Genomic DNA, 21,945 nt, shown 5'->3' on the forward strand with positions numbered 1-21,945 from the left:
GATGAAAAATGAAGTCAATTACCCATCAAGCAGAAACATTTCATCCCTCAGTCTAATGGTAGACTCGAGATTTAAGCAATTTATCTCGCAAGCCAAAAATACGGCATCTAATGGAAACTTAAGCACCAGAAGCAGGGTCTCTTCCACCAGGCCTAAATTTTGATGTAGATGTATTTTCCATTCCCTCAAGCGTTCTTCTCAATTTCGAAAGCGGGTTCTCTTTTCTAAGCACTCGCCCAGCACCTACATCAAAGGCAACCATGCGAATCGCCGTAGGCTCAACTTTACCTGCTTTTTCTAAGATGCTCATCTTTTGTATAATGTCTATACACGCCTGTCTAGCAACTCTGAGTGACACATCAGCTTGACAAAAACTCGGCAATCTACCAGACTCCAACTCTTTTAAAGCTTGTTGGAATTGCTCAATACAGAACTGTGAAGCAACAACTGCTGATGAAGGCGCAAGCTCAACTTTTAACTCAGCATTTACCACAACCGCTTTCTTTTGTTTATGCCCTTTATGCTCACTTGCGATAGGTGTTATGGCTTTACGCATTAAAAGAGAAGCCTGAGAATTTGAATGCGAGGGTTGTACAGATTTCCACTCACTTTTGAGTGACTCAGGGGACAAAACTGTTGATTCTACAGAGTCGCCCGCAAATCTCACGCCTTTCTTTTGCTGCATTTCTTGGATAACAACAGGCTCAGACTTTTCTAGGGGAACAACCAATTTTTCATCGCTATGATTTATTGCTTGCTCTAAAGTCGTTGGCAACACTTCTTTTTTGCCTCTTAATCCATTCCATAATCGCTTTACGCCATTATTCAATGTTTTTGTAGCATATCTAACACCATAGTTCATTATGGCAAAGATAGAAATATTGTGCTCAGGCTTCGAAGCACGTGCTGTATGCCCTTCATAATTTTTAAGTTTTGGATTGGCACCTTGCCTTAATAAAGTGACAACATCTGCAGAATCTCCTTGTTGAAAGCGTTTATGTAAGAGTGTATTACCTGTTTTTTCACCTTGATGATTAATATTTAATCCTTCATTAAGCCATTTTTTTAAAAATTTCTCATCTCTCAAATCTAAATAAGGACTATCTATTGGTATTTCATCGCATACCACATTGGCAAATCGTTTATCTTTTAGATCAACACATTGCAATGCAAAGGCTATTGCGGCAGGATTAGATGCTGGATTTTTGAATAAATTTCCAAACACCGTATCACCCGAAACATTAGGATTAAGCAAAGTATCTGCTATATTGCTTCTTAAGTCCGGCTCTCGCATCAGCGCCAATTGTAAAAAAGACAAATAATTATCAGGATTTTTCTTGTTTAGAATTTCTGCTAAGAGCGTGGTTTCTCTACGCTCACTCAAAATAATGAAGGGTTCGGTAAAAGAACCAATACTATATCCTTCAAATTGTGGTTTTTTTAAATCAATGCCTTTTTCTTTTAATTCATCAAATAATTTTTTAGGCATGATATCATGCTTAAAATTCCCTGTTGCTACTTCTGCCAAGAGGTCAAGAGGACTTTTAGCATCTCTATTTTCAAGATCTAAACTTACACCCTCTTTCAAACTTCGTTCAATCACTTGTAATACGGGATTAAGCTGCTCTTTTGTTAAAGGTATTGCAAGTATTTGCATTGCATAATGTAAGAGTGTATTACCAGTTGTATCTGCTTGTTTATAAATACTATCATCTTCATTTTGATAAGATAACCGCTTTTTAAGATCATGTTCTTTATCTAAATCTCTCTGAGTTTCTCGTATTATAGTATTAAACTGTACGACCACATCCAATTTATTATGATAAAGTTTAGCAAAATGCTCAAAGGTTTTAGGATCTCTTAACACTTCAATAGCATTATTCTGTATTACATAACTAAGTGCAGAAGATAAATTAAAACACCATGCATATTGTTCTTGTAATCTATCTTGCATGTCTCCATTGGGCAATGCACGTATGCTCTCTAAAAAAGAGTCACTAATCACCATTAATTTATCAAGTATCACTTGTATTGCTGCTGAATCAATATTTTCTTCTAATACAATACCTGTAGAGAAGGCTATAAGTACAGGAAGCTGCTCATCGAGTCCTGTTATAGCATCTCCCAAGACAAGCCGCTTAGCATTTAAGAGATCTTGTTCTGCTCTTTGGAAAAAATCCACGACAGCCAAATTGTTTGAAGGATCAACCGCCAAAATACGCTTAAAAAAATTTTCCTTTGATGCATTGGTTTGTGCGTCATGAATTGTTATAAATGCTTCTTCCAAGTCTTTATTGTCTGATTTCTTAAATCCATAACTTTCCGCTGCCTCAAAAGCCGCCTCCAAACCTGTAAGAAAGCCTTGTTCTTCTCCCCATCGTATGACACCATCCTTTTTGCTTTGAGGCGCTTTTGCCAAAGCATTATCCAATTTCTCTGAAATTTCTAAAATTTTTTGACAATAGGCTCGAGCTTGCTCAATAGGTAGCACGCTTAAATAATCCAGTATTAATGCAATACGAAAGGGTACAGCGTCGTCTGCTCCAATCTCTAATACCTCTTTTGGCTCTTTCCCTTCTTTAATACGCAATCGATTCATGTGCGCATGCAACAATCCATCTTGTATTTGTAGCTGAAATTTCTGATTTTCTTTTGCAAAATAAGTCAGATGATCCTCGTTATCCGGATCAATGGACTCTAACAGAACAAATAATGGATGTGCTGGATGGAAAGGCATATATTTTTCTCTCCTAAGATCCTAAACAAAGACCCCATCAGATGAGAAAAAGTTCAAAAATGCAAATAAAACATCAGGGTAATTACACTATTTTTTGAAAAAAGTTTAAGCGAAAAATCACAAAACTCAAAAACAATCAGGCAAAGCATTATAGATCGCAAGTGCGATTACCCTGTGACAAATCAAAACATTACATTATCAACCGACTTTTATTAGAAGCGCTATTCATATTATCATTATTACCTGTCATAGGAAAACATGGCTGAAGTTTGCGCCAGCTAAGTATTTTTGTAAATTCCTCATTAACTAACCCTGTCTTATCTACATCTTGTAACTCAGCATTGAACCAATGCAACACTTCTCCACACTCATATCCACTCTCAATCATATCAGGTAATTTTTTGACAATCACATCGAGAATTACTCTACGTTTTGCAGGATCTAAAAAGCAAATTATTTTTCCAAAGCTACCACATTGTTTAATAAAATCTGGGATTCTATCTTTAATATTTTCACAAAGTAGTTCGCTTTGAGCAACATTCAGCCATCTGAGCACCTCAAAAAAATCCTCACCATCATGGATAAGATTTGTAAACTCAGGCATCATTTTCTTGCAAATACGTTCACGCAAATCTTTATCGAGCATCCAAGCCACATTGCCAAATCCTTTACCATTAGCTATAGTTCCATAAAGCATAGGTTCTAATGCTTCAAAAATTGCAGCGCGTTGCATAGGATTTAACCAACTGATAAATTTTCTTAAGTCTTCTACATTTTTAATTATTTCTGGAAAATCATCTTTCATCTCATTAAAAATAGCTTTGCATTGCTCAGGCGTTAACCAAGCAAGCACCTGCCCATATTTATCAGCATTGTTTATGATTTCTAAAATTTTATCTTTAAATATTCCACAAATGAGCTGACAATGAATAGGTCTAAGCACCGACAGCATATCTCTTAAAGTCTTGGGGCTGGTTATTGCTTTAGAAAATATAGCGCTAAAAGAAGCATTGTCTTGCAAGAAAACCTCACTATCAAGAGGAATCATATGCAACAAAGCACCAAAATGCTTAGCCTCTTTAATGATTGATGGATATTTTTGTTCAATAACCTCAGACAAAAAGCAATGTATCTCTGGCGTTATATTTTTATTATTTATGATGCCTAATATATGATAAAGATCTTGAGTTTCTTTTATAAAATCAGGTACTTTTTCTTTTAACAAAACGAATAATTCTGCAAGATGTTCTTTTGAGAATTTATTAAATACATAATTGAGCTCCGAAGCATTATTGATAAGCTCTGGGATTTTTTCTCTATGCTCTTTGTAAAAGTCATCTATCCCATAAGGCTCAAGCAACTCAGCCACATCCATAAAATCATAAATCGTTTTGGTGATTGCATGTATTTCATTTTTAAAAAAAGAATATATTTTTTTCCATTCTGCACAATCAATGCAGCTCTTCCTCAACAGAATAGAAAGCTCACTACCAGATTTTATACAAGCAGAAAAATTTTGACGTAATAATTCATTATGTTCAATTTTATTATTATGTTGCAATATAAGAGTTAAATGGAGCAGCTGTTCTTCGGTCTTGATAAAACCAGGTATTTTATCCATAAAAATATCAAAGAACAATTCATCCAATTCATCAGAGGTCAAGTTCCACAAATCTATAAAGACATCATAATCTTCAACTAAATCATGAATTTTTTCTTTAAAATCCAACAAAAAATCCCTAAAGACATCAATATTTTTTTCATCATTAAAAAGAGAAAACATATCAACAAGATCACATCCACAAACAATCATATCGTGCAATTTAGGTTTGAATAGATGATACATTTGAGCAAGATCTGTAGCATTTAAGGCTTTAGATATCTCTAGAAACTCCTCAAATGAACCTACAATAGTAGGTAAATTATCTTTGATAGCATAAAAAATAGCAGTTATCTGATCTGCGGTTAAATTACAAAATAAGTCATGATAATCATTTTCATGATTTATCATAATTTGTGGAAATTTTAGCTGTAGGTTCTCACACAATATAGCGCATTTTTCTGGGATTAATTGTTGTATAAATTCCAAATCCTGAATTTTATTAAAATGATTGAGGGCAAAAACAAGAAAATCAGGCAGCTTTGTTTTAAGATCATCCACCTCTAACATGTTAAATACCCAATAAAAATCTTGAGGTGTATTGATTAAAGATGTGATTTTTTCTTTAAAGAGATCAATCAGCTCTGCCCGATGCTCATTTGGTGTTTTACAATATACATTGCTGAGCTTCTCAGCACTTGTAACAAGCATTAGAAGTTTTTCTTTATGTGCATTAAAAAATTCTGTACGTTGATGAGGTTCAAGACACTCAATAATATTTGAAAAAACATATTCCGAAGTGATAAGAATAGATATTTTGTCTTTAAAAAAATCATATACCTCTGTAGCTATTTTAGAACTCTTGCGCTGTAATCCTGTTGCAAGTGCATAACCTGACATGAATATAGAAAATTTATTTTGTAAGCATTGATTCAACTCTGCTCTATACTTAAGTGGTAGTATGGAAAATATATCTAACAAATCTTCATCGCTCTCAATAAAGTCAGATATCTGTTTTATATAAATTTCTAAAAGATCCGCTTTTAATTCATCGGATATGCAATTATATAAAGAAAGAAATGAACCACAGTCCTGAAGCAAGTCTGGAAGCATCCACTTAAAATTCATATAAAATTCTCGAGATAATTCAGGCGATTCTATACCATTGATTATATCGCAAACATTATATATGTCGTGAATCATTTCTTTGAATTTAGGCTTAACTATTCTATATAATTCAGAATTATCATTAATATTCAATACAGTACCCAATTGTAAAAACACCTGAGTCCAATCTACGATTTCAGTTAAATTTTCTTTCAAAGAGGAGAAAATGGCATCTATTTTTGCTTGACTCAAGTCAGAAAAAAAAACCTCATAGTCATCTTCATCTTGCAAAATTTGTGAAAATTTTGGTTTTAATGCAGCACAAAGTACAGCACACTTTTCTGGAGGCAATTCACATACGATGTTCTTTAGATCTTCACAATTTTTAATTAAAGGAATCATAATATTGATTAAAATATCAAATATTTTATCTAAATCTGCCCCCTTAATGTTTTTCAATAAATTTATAACTGTGTTGATATTTGCACTTTCTACTTTTAAAGCAATAAATAGTTTTGTACATTTTTCAAAATCTAAAACACTAACTATTTTTTTTATCTGTTCTATATTATGCACTAGTGAAAGTTTATGCTTGAGAAGAACCTCAAAAATTTTATCTAGATGAGCACCTTTTAGCACCGTCAAAAGAATCATAATCGTATCGAAATTTATTCCAAGTATAATAAAAATTTTTGCACATTTTTCAGAGTCTAAATTCTTAGTTATAGTCACTATATCCTGTATACAACGAATCTGTGAAATACCATTTTTTAAAAAAGCATCAAAAACAATTTCTAAACGTTCTCCTTCAAGCAACATGAAAATCTGTGAAAATGTTTGAAGATTAACAATGGCATATAACCATTTATCAATAACAGACATTAATACACGTAAATGCTCAAGTGGAAGCTCCATAAAATACAAGGGAAGTCCATACCGTCGCGAAAGAAGAAATGCCAGAGCGCTTCGAATATTAAAATTTTCAGATATTTCCTTAATCTCCTCAGGCGCCAAACTCATAAAGTTATCAAAATCATCCTGTGTCTTTAGAATTGGTGTAATTTCTAGAGCTTGAAGCAGTCTTAAATTTATGTATAGCGTGTCAGATCCAGTTAACCTGTCTGCATTAATATTTTCTATCAAGATATTTTTACAATTTTCGTAATGATTCTTTACTATTGAAAGATGCTCTCTCATCTTTTCACCATTCATTTCTAATCGAGCAAGAACATCTTCATTATTTCTTATAGCCATTGTTAGAGCAGTTTGACGAGTTGAGACACAAGTTTCTAAATTTTCAGTTGCATTAGCATTAATGCTCGCATTTGATGACAAATTTAATAGCAAATCAATTTCAGTTTTAATTTCTAAGGGAATCATCTGCTTAGTGCTTTCACTCAAACTTTCATAATAAGCATTAAATCGAATAATGGCACTATAAACTTGATTGCCAGCATTTGTTTCACTACCATTAACCGCTGCGCTATTCATCCTAAGGTTTCTGACAAGCTCATTTAAATATCCTAATAATCCTTTATTATTTAACAATAATTCATAATCAGACGCTGCATTAAATAATGCTAAAGTATCTTCAGAGTATGCAAATAAACGTCGTAACTCTGATTCATTTATAAAGTCATCTCCCTCTGTATTTTCAATAGCATAATCAAAATAATAATTATTTAAACGTGTGCTATTCATTGGTACATTTAATTCTGCTAAGAGCCGCAATGGAATAAGATAATTACCAGAATCTTTTAATATATGGCTTTTTAGTACCGCTTTTAAATTGAGGCTATCTAAAGATGGATAGTTTTGATGAAGGTTTTCCAAACTAATTCCAGGCATCAAAATAGTGATAGCTGCTTTATTTAATTGCTGCCCTACTACTTCTGCAATATCACATAGCAATAAGGTGATCGCATCTTCTGGACAAGCGGTATAGCTTAACAACGTATTCTTCACCATACGCCAATTGTCATTTAAGAATTTTTCTAATACCTCAGTAGGATTTGCTTGCAGCAACGCATTTTCTAAAATAGAAATAAGTTGTTTTTTATATTTCCATATCAGATTATCTTTGAAGGCAAAAGGAGGCTGTTGTGTATGATTTTGTTTTAGAAATCGAATTTTTTCTTTTATTGCTTGATAAAGAGCTACATCAACAAAATCATTCATGTCTACGATTCTCTTATTTTCATTGGTATACGTCATTATTACCTCTTAGAGATTCATCTTAGAAAATCAAATTTTATTTAAAAAATCTATTTCTATAGATCTCATAATAATGCTTGATTTCAACATTCTACATTCTACATTTAACCCATGCGGTTATTTAGATGATTAGATAAGGAGATGGATACTACCTCAATAATTTTAAAATGTCAAAAAAACATACATTTTCAATAAAAACAACAATTGTTCTATATTTTAAAACAATCTGTTCGAAATTTTTTCAATATCTAAAAGCATCAGAACTAATTACTTTCTGTTAAGAATATTTTCCATCACTTCAGTCCTTGACGCTTTCAGCAATAATATATTAAAGCTATCCTATGCACACATTTTATTTTTTAAAGATAAATTGGTTATTAAGTACTGTGTTATCACTTACATTAAGTGATTTATGTTGTCATGCCAGCGAAGGCTGGCATCTAGCACATATCAAGAATCAATTCTTCCATGCTTTATTAAACTGCTAAAAGAAAACATAGAACAAGTCTTGAATACTTAATCCAAGATAAATTCTGGATGCCAGCCTTCGCTGGCATGACACAATATATTCTACTGTTTAAAGAAAATGTGTGCATAGGGTAGGATCAGAGGTGCTCTAGATCACGGGTGCAATTGCTCTGTACATATGCTGCTTTTCTTAAATAAGCGTACACCAACCTTTGCTTGGGGAGATTTCTAAACTGCTAAATTCTTCTTGTAACTTATCTATATCTTTAGGCATAGATTCGCCTTGAACAGAAAGGCCAGCACTTGGCGTTGTTATCTCACATCTTTGCGTCTGTTCAAGTGTATAATTAAATTGTGGCAAATAATGCCAACGACTGTTCAAAGCATCATCAACCTCTGATGGGCACAGTGTTGGCACAAAGATCGGTATATTTTCAAATTCAGAAATTGATATAGGATAATTGAGATTATGCATATGCTCTAACAATATTGCATCAAAATGCTTTGATGTATATTCTGGAAAATTCATCATAAAAAATCGAACGGTACCATAAATGCCTGATTGGATGAGTTTATCTTTTCTTTCTGCAGATAAATCGAAATCTAAATTATCTACATCTAAAGTATCACAATAAATCAGCCTATCTTTATAAGCACTTTTGGAGAGATTTCTGAGCTGGACGTTATACATGGCAACGGCATGGGAATACAGGAGCTGTGAAAGGCTTTTGACTTCTATCTCATTTGGCATGTCACCGTGGATAATGTATTTTAATCTATCCAAACTATCAAGCCAAACTGCCAACATCAATGGATTAGGCTCACCTTGGATATGTTCAAATAATAGGATAGGACAGTCACTTTGCAATCCACCATCCGAATAGAGTTTGCCTTTAATTTCTTTAGGTGTAAAAAAACCTGTATAAGCCATGGAAGCACTCAAAGCCAGTGCAATGGGCACATCTTTATGAGGTGAAGTATGAGAAAATTCTTCATTGAAACCAGATTGAATATTACAAGCTTCTATATACAAATGCTTCATTTTTTGTACTGAGGCTTCATGATCAAGCGCCACCTTTTTTTCATGCCAATCTAAAAAAGTAGCATGCTCATCACCTGTAACTTCTTTTATTATTTTTTGAAACCATTTTGTTAATCCATCTCCTGAATGCAGCCCCATACTTTGATGTAAACGTAAAGGTGCCATGAATGCCCATTCTTGATAAATGAGTTGCTGAAAATCAAGCGAGTTTAATTCTGTCATAATACGCTCAACAGGCCAATCTGTTGCAATTAATAAAGCAGCAATAGCGCCTGCTGAACTACCAGCTACCATGTCAATTTCATCTAACAACGCTAATTGCTTTAAAGCAATGGCAACGCCTAAATGAATAAAGCCCCTGGAGCCACCGCCTTTAAGTGCTAAAAATCGAAATAGAGGTATTTTTTCAGGTATTGTGGAAGGTCCTTTTTGCACTGCAACGAATCCTTGTTGCCTTGAGTGCTTTCAGCATAAAGCAAAATAGAAATATAATAAATACAGAATTTTTTAATTTTATAGTGTATCTTTATTGTGCACAGAATTCTCAGATACATTTTGAAGCGCTGTATTCTGCCAACAAATCACTTGATTACGACCATTTTCTTTTGCATAGTATAATGCTTTGTCTGCATAATCGATGAGCGTTTCTAATTTTTTTATCTGACTTGTAAGCTCGCTGATGCCAATGCTGCATGTTATTTTATGTCCTTTTAACAAGGAAGCCTCACCAAAAACATGCGATTCTATTTTTTTTCGAATGGTTTCTGCCATACGAAACCCCTCTTGAACAGGTACTTTCATAATGATACAAAACTCTTCACCACCATAGCGACAAACACTGTCTTGAGTCTTTATATTTTCCTCTAATATACCTGCGATTGTTTTAATGGCTTCATCACCGGCCGGATGCCCATAATTGTCATTAATTTTTTTAAAATGATCGATATCAAACATCATACAAGACAAAGAGAGATCTTTTCCAGTATTATGCACATCTTCAATAAGTGCCGTATAAATTTTATAAAAGGCACGCCTATTTAAGCAATTTGTCAAAGGATCTTTATCTGCGATCTCTTTAAGCTCTTTATTTTTCTGTTTTAGCTTTTTCTTTGTTTCATTAAGCATTTTCACAGTAAGAAACAATTCCTTATTTTTATTTTCTTTCTCAGTAATGTCATCAATGGTAATAAGCAGACCATTGACATTGTCATTATTATCTACAATATGTGAGCAGTTAATACTAAATATTTTGGCTTCCTTCAAATGAGTCATCACATTCATAACTTTTCCAATCACAGTCGTTTTATCACGCTCCGCATGTTCCCAAGGTGCTATGATAATCTCATTACTTTTATATTGCCAAGGCAGTTTATTAATATGTTTTCCGATAACCTCTTTTTTCTCAACACCAATCATTTTAGTAAAACTAAGATTAACCAAAAGAATATTTTGATCTGTATCTAAGACAATGATACCTTCAGCCAAGGTGTCAAATGCACGCCCTACCCGCTCTGGTATAACAGAAGATGGATCCAAATTTTTCACAATGCTTTTTAATAAAATTGAAAAAAATATCAGCGAACTAAAGAAAATAAAGATTGGTAAAACAAGCTTATTATTGTCCATAAAACTTGAGAGAATACTAGAATTCTCTAGTGCATATACAAAATGTATATATCCCCAAGTCTCATTATTTTTAAAGAGTGGGACGCGATAATAACCACTACTATTTTTTAACGCACTGATTTTTTTTGTATCAATATTTCCGTATTTATCAATAATCTTTCCATTATGTTCAATAGCGATGGCCTGTAAATCTTTATTTAAATGAGCGATAGATTTGATCAATGCGACGGCAACAGTTTTATTGGTATTTGTCAATGAAGCGCTGAGCTGCACAGCTAAAGATTCACTGTTTTTTGCCCAAACCATTTCTCTGATTTGCTGGTGATCGACCGTTAAACCCAATTCATCTGCCACAAAATAAACAGTCATTGCAATCAATGCCAGACAAATACTGATTTTTACAGCAGGTGATAAAAACAAGGTATCATCCCCAAGAAAGTCATGTGCTGTGACTATATATCGTCAGCACTAATAAAAATATAAAGAAAATAATTTGATCTTAAGCTTTAGCTTACTTCAACGATAACAATATAGAAGCTGTCTCAAAAATAGTAATTTTTTGTTCAGCCAAGGCGCAGATTCTTTGAGTAGCACAGTTTACATAGATGTAAATGAGCAGCGTAAAAGGAGCTACAATAAAGGATCAACGAAAAATGGCATTTTTGAGACAGCTTCTAGTCATAACAGATGAATCTTAGAGTAACTTTATTGAATGATTTAATAAAAGACAGGCAAGCATCTGTAAATCAATACAATAACAGAGAGAGTAATCTCAATCTGCTTGTCATGTTTAAAGTGTTATTAGCGTGCTTAGAGAACAGTAAATTTGCAAAATCTGCAAGTGCACTGCTTTCTAACCTTGCTTTTTATCTCAATTGTGAGCGTGTAAGCTTAGGTTTATATCAGAAAAATACCGTTGATTTATTTGCTCTTTCTAATGTTTCCGTTTTTGACAAACACTCTGAGCTCAATCAAACCATAGCAAATGCAATGGAAGAAGCGATTGAACAACAATCTGTCATTGAATACCCTGAAACCGAAAACTTACCATTTTCCATCACTTTATTTCATCAAAAACTCAGTAATATCACGCACGCAAGTTCAATTTTTACTATTCCACTGGTATTTGAAGAAAAAATCATAGGTGCTTTGTGCTTTGAAAAAAGGGCGGGTCAATTTTTCTCTAGAAGAGAAAAAGATTTATGCAAAGGAATTGCCATATTTATTGGGCCTATAATCGAACATAAAAGGCGAGAAAGTTGTAGCCTTCTCCAAAAAATAGTTGAGCATACCTATAGCTATTTTAAATTTGGCAATAATCTTAGTATAAAATGTGCTGCTGGTTTAGCCACCATGCTAATCATACTTTTAAGTTTTATAAAGGGAGATTATTCCGTATCGGCAGAATCTACGATCGAAGGTAAAATTGAGCGTTCTATCGTCGCGCCCTTTGATGGATATTTGGAGTCAAGCTTTGTTGTACCTGGAGATCTCGTTAAAGCGGGAACCATATTGGGAAAGCTTAGCGATGAGGATTTTAGATTAGAGCATTTATCCTTACAAAATATGGTAAAAAAAGCCAAAACAGAGTATCGGCAAGCACTTGGCAAACACCAACGAAATAAAACCAGAGTCATAAAAGCACAGATTGTTCAAGCACGCGCAAAAGAACATTTACTACAAAGAAAACTTGACAAACTTTCTCTTATATCTCCTTTCGATGGGATAGTGATTGAAGGTGATCTAAGAAACGCCATTGGCTCACCTGTAGAAAAAGGTAAAATATTATATAAACTGAGTCCTGTGAATGAATACCGAATTATATTAAACATCAATGAAGAATATATTAATGATATTTCTAGTGGATTAAATGGAAAATTACGTCTCAATGGAGCACCAAATAAAAATTATCAAATCGAAATTGTAAAGATAACCCCCGTCTCATTTGCCAAAGATAAATTAAGTTATTTTAGAGTTGAAGCCATCTTTAAAGAGAAATATGAATCTATCTTACCTGGCATGACAGGTCAAACCAAAATAGAAGTCGGCAAAAAAAATATAATTTGGATTTGGACACGACAATTTAGTTTATGGCTCAAATCTAAACTTTGGATGTACTTACCATGATATATTTACCATAGAGTTTAATATGAATGATCTCATATTCAGTCCATTATGGTACAAAGTATCAGACTTAAAATTAAGACTGAAAGAAGATATTTCTATCCAAAAACAATCCTCTATGGGAAACATTGCCTATCTTCTACATGATAAAATCTCAAACAAACACTTTCGTTTTCAAGGTAATGCCTATTATTTTATAGGTTTGCTCAATGGAACAAGAAGCGTAGATCACATATGGAAACATCTCAATGAAAAATTAGAAGATGATGCCCCTACTCAGATTGAGATTGTTCAATTGATCATTCAACTTGCCTCTAATGATTTGATCAAAATAGACGGGCTTTGCCGTTTTCTTGAGTCCTATCGTCAAGGTCAAGAGCATCAACAAAAAAATCTGATCAATAAATTAATGAATCCATTATCAATTAAGCTGCATATTGCTAACCCAGATAATTTTCTCAATAAGACATACCCTTATGTAAAATGGATTTTCACACCTTTGAGTGGACTATTTTGTATTTTAATCATTCTTCTTGGTTTATCACAGATATTAGTGCATTTTTCAAATCTCTATCGAGACATACATACGGAAATTATAAACTTACAAAATCTCAGTATTTTAATACCTTGTTATTGTATAATAAAATTGCTCCATGAGTTAGGGCATGCTTATGCGGTAAAACGATGGGGTGGCATCATTCAAGATATGGGTGTTGTGCTCATGGCCCTGATCCCTTTTGCATATGTGAATGCTTCTGCGGCAACGCTATTTAAAGAAAAATACAAAAGAATCATAGTGAGTGCAGCTGGCATTATTGTTGAGCTTTTCCTAGCATCTATTTCAATTTTGATATGGGTAAATATCAGCGATGGATTTATAAAATTAATTTGTTTAAATATTATTAGTATTGGATTAGTCTCTACGTTTTTCTTTAATGGTAACCCACTGCTTAAATACGATGGTTATTATATACTAGCGGATCTGCTCAATATATCTAACTTAAGTTCTAAGTCAAAGCAGTATTTAATGCAGAAAATTGAAACAATTGTATATGGCAAATCAAAAATAAGCCTCAATATTTGCACAGCGTACGAAAAAACATGTCTTATATTATATGGCATCCTCTCTTCTATATACCGAATATTTATTTTTTATTCTATTTTAGTCTTTATCATAAATAAATATTTTTTCTGGGGTGTGATTATAGCCATATGGACTTTATGCACACAAATATTTTCTCCGATTGCCCGATACGCATATGCCTTATACTTTTCTAATGAATTAGAAGATTGTAGAAATCGTATTTTCATGTTCTGGTTTGGATTTTTATTAGCACTGTATATTATCGCATTCCATGTCAAAATACCTTGCTTCACCTATGCCGAAGGCATTGTATGGATTCGTGATAGCGCAATTATTAGAGCACAAGAAGAAGGTTTCGTTTCTAAGATATTAAAACACCCATTAGCATTAGTGAACAAAAATGACGCCATTATTCAGCTTGATAATTTCCTATTGAGTGCTGAAAAGAACAATCTGATCGGAAAGCGTGAAGAAATAAAAGCAATGCTCATAAAAAACGTTCACAGCAATTACACGAAATCAGAAAATCTTAAAAATCAATATCATCAGATCACCGTAGCGCTTGATAAAGTAAAAAAAGACATGAATCAATTATCTATTTCAAGCCAGGAATCTGGTCGATTAATTTTAATGAATCAGCAAGATCTGATCGGAAAATACATCAAAAAAGGTGACATTATTGGTTATATACAAGATAACCAGTTTCCCACCATTCAAGTTGCCATTCCACAATCTGATTTTGATATTATCAATGATTCAATTAACGCCGTTAAAATTAAATTCAACAAATATTCCCAAAATGAATTTTCTGCACAGATAATTAATCCAAGAATAAATATTACAAACACCTTACCAAGTGCTTCTCTTGGGAATGAAGGTGGTGGAACCATCAAGACCAATGCAGATAAATCAGGCATAAAAACGGAAGAAAATATTTTCGTGGTCGAATTATCCTTTCCGACACTCGAACAACATTCCTTACTGGGAAAAAGAGTATATGTAAAGCTCTATCACAATGATAAAACTTTAGCACATCAACTATTGATTAAAATCAAAAAATTATTTTTTAGAGAAATAAATGCCTAAAACACTATCAAAACCAATATTATTTTATGGAGACTATCCTCAAAAATCTATTGACCATCAAAATTCTATGGATGACACTATATATCAATGGTTTGAAAACGTAAAAAATAAATTTGAATTAAATAACAATCATATTAATAAATATGCTGAAGCAGTAATCTCGAATGAAAGTGATTACGCATCCCTATCAGAAGCACAACTTTCTGACAAAATTATGGAGTTGAGAAACAGGCTTTACAATGCAAAACTTCAGCATAATCTTATAATCCACAGCTTTGCCATTATTCGAGAATGCGCTTTTAGAACCCTAGGCATTAGACATCATCATGAACAAATTATGGGTGGTTTTGTTTTACTTCAAGGTATGTTAGCAGAAATGCAAACAGGTGAAGGAAAAACATTGACAGCAACTCTTGCGGCAATCACTGCGGCACTTCAAGGAATCCCTGTACACGTGGTTTCTGCAAATCAGTATTTAGCAAAACGCGATGCTGATACAATGAAAATTTTATATCATCGTCTAGGATTACAGGTTTCTTATATACAGGACTGCATGTCAACAGAAGAGAAAAAAACTGCTTTTCAAGCCAATATTACTTATTGCACAAGTAGCCAACTTGCTTTTTGTTATCTGCATGATTATATTGCCAGAGATCATTTTTCACAAACAGAAAACCAAACGCAATTCAGGAATTTTATTTCTCTTGAGAAATCAAGTGACACCATATTACGTGGCTTATGTTTTGCCATCGTTGATGAAGCAGATACCGTTCTAATTGATGAGGCAAAAACACCACTTATTTTAGCCAAAGAGTCTAAAAATATAAGCCAAATTAAAACCTATAAACAAGCACTATCCATAGCAGAATTACTCACACGAGACCTAGATTTTTTAATTCAAAAAAATGATGAATTTATACTTACAACAGAAGGCAAAAGAAAAATTACTTTTGCTTGTCAAAAATTAAAAGGCATTTGGTCAGGAAAAAGAAACCAAGAATTTTTTGTAAAGCTTGCCCTCACTTCAAAATATTTGTTTATTCGCGATAGAGATTATATTGTAAGTGACAACAAAATAACCATTCTTAATAAGAATACTGGAAGACTTTTGCCCAATAGTACATGGGAGCATGGCATTCATCAAATGATAGAGTTGAGAGAGAATTGCGCCATCAGTAATTTCACCGAAACTATTGCGCGTATTACCTATCAAAGTTTTTTCAATAGATATCTGCATTTAAGTGGAATGTCTGGCACTCTGAAAGACATCTCTACAGAATTGCAAGAAGTTTACAAACTATTTACCGTTGTTATCCCTACCCATAAACCTTGCCTACGCCACGCAGACAAGAGCATGCTCTTTAAAAACCTCAATGAAAAATATAGTTTCTTAATGCAACGTATTATATTCGAGCATAATAATGGACGCCCAATACTCATTGGAACACACTCCATTTCAGAATCTGAATTCATATCATCGCTGCTCATGCAGCAAAACATAAAACATGTGCTTTTAAATGCAAAGCAAGATTCAGCAGAAGCATTCATTATTCAAAATGCTGGACAACCTTCAAGTATTACAATTGCGACAAATATGGCTGGTCGTGGTACAGACATAAAGCTAGGCTTTGGTGTTAATGAAAAAGGTGGACTGTTTGTCATTTCAGCTGAAATGAATCCCTCAAGACGAATAGATAGACAGCTATTTGGGCGCACAGCTCGCCAAGGAGAAGCTGGCGCCTCTCAATGCATCTACTCGCTTGAAGATACCGTTTTTAAAAACTATTACGCAAAGTTTATTCTTAAGCTGCTCAGCCTGTGCTTCCCAACAAAAAAAATTTTGCCTCATTGGCTTGCACAATTATTAATATACATCCCTCAATGGCATTCAGAATATAAAAATAAAAAACTACGTCTTAGATTAATGAGAACTGAAAAATCTCTCAGCAAACATCTCTCTTTCACAGGGAATATTGAATAACAATAACTGCTAGAAGCTGTCTCAAAAATAGTAATTTTTTGTTCAGCTAAGGCGAAACTCTTTGAGCAGCGCAAAAGGAGCCACAACAAAGGATCAACGAAAAATGGCATTTTTGAGACAGCTTCTAATTGTATATATATACATCTATGAATATCTCAAAAAACACCGATAGATCCTATATAGCGATATAACGAAGCTCAAGATCCGTATGAATCACATAAGTTTATGTATGCTGTTTATATCAATAGCATCAAGCCAATATGCTTTTGCAGAACAAACTGAGATGCAACTCTTTGATTGCTTATTAATACCAGAGCAAGAAGTGATTGTATCCTCAACTGAATCTGGGGTTATTGAAAATATAAATATCAAGAAAGGCGATATTGTTAAAAAAGGTGATGTATTAATTACCTTAGAATCAAATGTAGAGAAAATATTAGTGGAATTAGCCGATTTAAAAAGAAATACAAATTTTGAAATTGATGCCTCTAAAAAAAATGCTGACTTAGCAAAAAGCAAATTAAAACGAATGGTTTCATTACAACAAGAAAATATAACCTCAGAAAAAGAAAAAGAAGACGCTATCAGTGAATTAAATATTGCGGAATTAAATTATGAACAAGCGCTCCAAAATAAGCGGCTTGCTGAAACTGATTACAAGAGAGCTGTGGCAATACTCAATAAGAAATCAATTAAATCTGAAATTGATGGCATTGTCACTGACATATATTTACATATTGGTGAGATCCCAAAAGATAATAAAATATTAAAAATTGTTAAGATTGATCCCATGCATATTGAAGTTATCATGCCAAGTTATTATTTTGGAAAAATCAATCTCGATATGATGGCAAATATTATTACAGAAAATAAACCCAACGATAAAAATAGAGCAACTGTCATAAATGTAGACAAAGTGATCGATGCAGAAAGCGGTACTTTTGTTGTCACATTATCAATGCCAAATGATGATTTAAGTATACCTAGTGGTCAAAAGTGTGAAGTTATTTTCGATAATCTTCCACAAAAAGGCGTTCAGGAATTAGGTAATGAATAATTTTCTTCTTTTTACGTCAAAAAAATGATTTTTTTAGAGGACAGATGGATTTTTTAGAGTTTTTATTTTGAAAATTTTGGAAAAATAGTATGCGTATATCCAAAAATGAAAAAAAATCCTTAAACACAACACTTGCATTTGAGCAATTAGAAGACAGAATTTTATTTTCCGCAGATACCAATGCGCTCATACCACATCTAGATATGGGATCTAATCCTTCTCATCAGTCAGAACCAGCTACGATTGAAATAATAACAGAAACAACGTCCACTCAAGAAACCTCATCTACCAATCATGAAATTGCTTTTGTGGATAAACGCATTGAAAATTATGACGCGCTTGTCAATGACATATTAAGCTCAAAAAATGAGAATACGAATTTACAAATTGTTCTCTTAGATAAAGACATGGATGGATTAGAAAAAATATCTGAAATCTTGAACAATACAAAAGATGTTAATACCATACATATATTTTCTCATAGCACGGATGGTGTTTTAAAACTAGGCGCAAAAGCATTAACCTATGACAATATTGATGCACATGCAGACACATTGATATCATGGCAAAACGCATTAACCCCAGATGCAGACATTTTATTATATGGCTGTGATTTGGCGCAAACGGACATTGGACAGAAATTTATTGAAAAAATTAGCCAGCTCACAGGCAGTGATGTGGCAGCAAGCTTAGATACCTCAGGCTCTACACAATTAGGTGCTAACTGGGATCTTGAATATACAACTGGGGCGATTGAAAGCGATACGCTCATCAAAGCAAATTCAAATATCAGCTGGAGCGGCATACTAAACACTGCACCGACTGCATCTAATAATACAATACAAACGCAAATAGGTGCCACCTATACTTTCACAGCTGCTGATTTTAATTTTCAAGATCTAGATGGTGATAGTTTCAGTCAAATTCAAATTCTCACATTACCTTTGATTGGTGGTTTATTTTTGTCTGGCAATTCAATTTTACTCTTAGACACCATATCTATTGCAGATATCAACAACGGTAATTTTACTTTTAATCCATTACTTGGAATTCTTGGCACAAGCTTCACATTTAGAGTACACGATGGAACAGTCTATTCTGATGCATCTTATACAATGACACTGAACCTCGCACTTACTAATACGCCTCCAACGGCTGCAAATAACACCGTAACCTTTGATGAAGATAGCAGCTATACAATTTCAGTTGCTGATTTTCAATATAGCGATGCTGAAAACAATAGTTTAAATCAAATACGAATCACTACCTTGCCAGTCAATGGCTCACTAACACTTTCCGGTGTTGCTGTTACTTTAAATCAAACTATTCAGGTAGCTGATATTGCTGCAGGCAATTTAAGATTCACACCTGCTGCCAATGCAAATGGAATTGGATATGCTAGCCTTGGCTTTGCTGTGCGGGACGGAATTGGTTTTTCGGTCTCTAGTTATACTTTGACCTTCAATATTACACCAACAAACGATCTGCCAACAACAGCAAACCAAACCGTCAGCACCAATGAGGATACTGCTTATAGCTTTACCACAGCAGACTTTAATTTTAGTGATATCGATGGCGATAGTTTAAGCCAAATACGCATTAATTCATTACCTGCAAATGGTAGTTTAACACTCTCTGGTGTGGCTGTGGCTTTAAATCAAATCATCAGTGCTGCTGATATTACAGCGGGTAATCTACAATTTACACCCGCTGCCAATGACAATGGTGTGGGCTATGCAAGTTTTAATTTTAGTGTGCATGATGGTACAGGTTTTTCTCTGACAGGTGCTGCCATGACAATAGACGTAGCACCTGCCAATGATCTACCCACAACCTCAAACCAAACCGTCAGCACCAATGAAGATACTGCTTATAGCTTTACCACAGCAGATTTTAATTTTAATGATATTGATGGCGATGCTTTAAGCCAAATACGCATTAATTCATTACCTGCAAATGGTAGTTTAACACTCTCTGGCATAGCAGTGGCTTTGAATCAAATTATCAGTGCTGCTGATATTACAGCGGGTAATCTACAATTTACACCCGCTGCCAATGACAATGGTGTGGGCTATGCAAGTTTTAACTTTAGTGTGCATGATGGTACAGGTTTTTCCCTGGCGGGTGCTACCATGACAATAGACGTAGCACCTGCCAATGATCTACCCACAACCTCAAACCAAACCGTCAGCACCAATGAAGATACTGCTTATAGCTTTACCACAGCAGATTTTAATTTTAATGATATTGATGGCGATGCTTTAAGCCAAATACGCATTAATTCATTACCTGCAAATGGTAGTTTAACACTCTCTGGCATAGCAGTGGCTTTGAATCAAATTATCAGCGCTGCTGATATTACAGCCGGTAATCTACAATTCACACCTGTTGCCAATGACAATGGTGTGGGCTATGCAAGTTTTAACTTTAGTGTGCATGATGGTACAGGTTTTTCCATAGCGGGTGCTACCATGACAATAGACGTAGTACCTGCTAATCATCTACCCACAACGGCAAATCAAACCATTAGTACCAATGAGGATACAGCTTATAGCTTTACAATTGCTGATTTTAATTTTAATGACATTGATGGCGATGCTTTAAGCCAAATACGCATTAATTCATTACCTGCAAATGGTAGTTTAACACTCTCTGGCATAGCAGTGGCTTTGAATCAAATTATCAGCGCTGCTGATATTACAGCCGGTAATCTACAATTCACACCTGCTGCCAATGACAATGGTGTAGGCTATGCAAGTTTTAACTTTAGTGTGCATGATGGCACAGACTTTTCTCTGTCAAGTGCTACCATGACAATAGATGTTGCACCTGTCAATGATCTACCCACAACCGCAAATCAAACTGTCAACACCAATGAAGGTACTGCTTATAGCTTTACTACAGCTGACTTTAATTTTAACGATATCGATGGGGATAGTTTAAGCCAAATACGCATTAACTCATTACCTGCGAATGGCAGTTTAACACTCTCTGGTGTGGCTGTGGCCTTGAATCAACTCATCAGTGCTGCTGATATTACAGCCGGTAATCTACAATTCACGCCTGCCATCAATGCCAACGGTGTGGGTTATGCAAGCTTTAATTTTAGTGTGCATGATGGCACAGGTTTTTCTCTAGCAGATGCTACCATAACCATTGATGTAACAAAACTCAATAATTTACCAAATCCTAATAATCCAGTCATTACCAATCCTTCACCTGAAACCACGACACCAGAAGAAAAAACAAAAGATAATGATACTACTAATAATAAACCTACAATAAAAAACCCTGTATCATATAACCCACAAATCTACAAAAATCAAAATCATACACTTAATATTTCTGACACATATACAGTTAATGCTTTAAAAATATCTTCGTTCAATTTCAATTATGAAAATGAGTTTGATTTTAATCATGAAAACAACTCTCATTCAACAAGAACTCAAAGCTATACTAACTATCAGGATTTAAAAATCAAAAATCAATTTTCAAATAATGTTTTTTTATCAGCTTTGGAAAAGCTTGAAATCTCATATAATGCTTATTTTACACAGCTACACAATCATGAAATGATGCTTTCTACTTTAAAAGATACACTGACTGTTACAGGACTTACCATTGGTTTAATAGCCTCACCTTGGATATTAAATGCCAGCACCCTCATTGCCTCGCTATGTGCAAGTGCAACCATTTGGTCATCTGTGGATCCATTACCTATTGTGGCAAAGAAGAAACGGGCATCTACCGCTAAAAGTTCAGAACCTGATACTATCGATGCCTTATTTGATAAAAAATAAATAACCACAGCTATTC

Annotated in this window: 9 protein-coding genes; 5 read left to right on the forward strand and 4 right to left on the reverse strand. The window is 34.1% G+C overall.

Features of this window, described 5'->3' with window-relative positions:
• Positions 1-118: 118 nt before the first annotated feature.
• The 4 genes from CC99x_RS09155 to CC99x_RS09170 all read right to left on the reverse strand — a co-directional run bounded on the left by CC99x_RS09155 (position 119) and on the right by CC99x_RS09170 (position 11,214).
• Complete coding sequence (locus CC99x_RS09155; protein WP_057625566.1) at positions 119-2,737, reverse strand: ankyrin repeat domain-containing protein; 2,619 nt, start codon at positions 2,735-2,737, stop codon at positions 119-121.
• 190 nt (positions 2,738-2,927) lie between these two features.
• A complete protein-coding gene (locus tag CC99x_RS09160) occupies positions 2,928-7,658 on the reverse strand; it encodes a hypothetical protein (protein ID WP_057625565.1) in 4,731 nt (1,576 codons plus the stop codon).
• 658 nt (positions 7,659-8,316) lie between these two features.
• Positions 8,317-9,603, reverse strand: coding sequence for a patatin-like phospholipase family protein (locus CC99x_RS09165; RefSeq protein WP_057625564.1), 1,287 nt, complete (start codon positions 9,601-9,603; stop codon positions 8,317-8,319).
• A 78-nt stretch (positions 9,604-9,681) separates the two neighbouring features.
• The gene (locus CC99x_RS09170; protein ID WP_057625563.1) at positions 9,682-11,214 is read right to left on the reverse strand and encodes a sensor domain-containing diguanylate cyclase; all 1,533 of its coding nucleotides are present in this window, start codon (positions 11,212-11,214) and stop codon (positions 9,682-9,684) included.
• A 288-nt stretch (positions 11,215-11,502) separates the two neighbouring features.
• Here CC99x_RS09170 and CC99x_RS09175 point away from each other — a divergent pair, with 288 nt between their 5' ends.
• From CC99x_RS09175 to CC99x_RS09195, 5 genes are all read left to right on the forward strand, one after another.
• The gene (locus CC99x_RS09175) at positions 11,503-12,921 is read left to right on the forward strand and encodes an HlyD family efflux transporter periplasmic adaptor subunit (RefSeq protein ID WP_158003241.1); all 1,419 of its coding nucleotides are present in this window, start codon (positions 11,503-11,505) and stop codon (positions 12,919-12,921) included.
• Positions 12,922-12,943: 22 nt separating this feature from the next.
• Positions 12,944-15,088: a site-2 protease family protein gene (locus CC99x_RS09180; protein ID WP_057625561.1), complete on the forward strand. Its 2,145-nt coding sequence runs from the start codon at positions 12,944-12,946 to the stop codon at positions 15,086-15,088.
• The gene (locus CC99x_RS09185; RefSeq protein ID WP_057625560.1) at positions 15,081-17,069 is read left to right on the forward strand and encodes a preprotein translocase subunit SecA; all 1,989 of its coding nucleotides are present in this window, start codon (positions 15,081-15,083) and stop codon (positions 17,067-17,069) included. The genes CC99x_RS09180 and CC99x_RS09185 overlap by 8 nt, the downstream gene beginning before the upstream one ends.
• 283 nt (positions 17,070-17,352) lie before the next feature.
• Positions 17,353-18,126 carry an efflux RND transporter periplasmic adaptor subunit gene (locus tag CC99x_RS09190; protein ID WP_158003240.1) on the forward strand — a complete coding sequence of 258 codons (774 nt, stop codon included), beginning with the start codon at positions 17,353-17,355 and terminating at the stop codon, positions 18,124-18,126.
• An 89-nt stretch (positions 18,127-18,215) separates the two neighbouring features.
• The gene (locus tag CC99x_RS09195; RefSeq protein ID WP_057625558.1) at positions 18,216-21,929 is read left to right on the forward strand and encodes a DUF4347 domain-containing protein; all 3,714 of its coding nucleotides are present in this window, start codon (positions 18,216-18,218) and stop codon (positions 21,927-21,929) included.
• Positions 21,930-21,945 lie beyond the last annotated feature (16 nt).

It is taken from the genome of Candidatus Berkiella cookevillensis, from assembly GCF_001431315.2.
Classification (GTDB): domain Bacteria; phylum Pseudomonadota; class Gammaproteobacteria; order Berkiellales; family Berkiellaceae; genus Berkiella_A; species Berkiella_A cookevillensis.